Annotated in this window: 1 protein-coding gene; it reads left to right on the top strand. The window is 70.5% G+C overall.

The window, feature by feature from the left end:
• Positions 1-278: beta-ketoacyl synthase N-terminal-like domain-containing protein (locus VR45_RS40810; protein ID WP_045945035.1), on the top strand; the 278-nt coding region annotated here is incomplete at both ends.

Below are 278 nucleotides of genomic sequence, written 5' to 3'. Positions count from 1 at the left end.
GGACCCGCAGCAGCGGCTGCTGCTGGAAACCACCTGGGAGCTCTTCGAGCGCGCCGCCATCGACCCGTCCACCCTGCGCGGAGCCCCGGTCGGCACGTACGTCGGCCTGATGCAGCAGGACTACGCCGCCCGGCTGCTGCCCCACATCCCCGAGGACGTCGAGGGATTCCTCGGCACCGGCAACTCGGGAAGCATCGTCTCCGGACGCCTGGCCTACTTCTTCGGGCTGGAAGGTCCCGCCGTCACCGTCGACACGGCGTGCTCGTCCTCGCTGGTGG

Source organism: Streptomyces sp. NRRL S-495 (assembly GCF_000966955.1).
Lineage (GTDB): Bacteria > Actinomycetota > Actinomycetes > Streptomycetales > Streptomycetaceae > Kitasatospora > Kitasatospora purpeofusca.
Note: the sequence above shows the minus strand (reverse complement) of the source record. Positions and strands in the feature narration are given on the sequence as shown.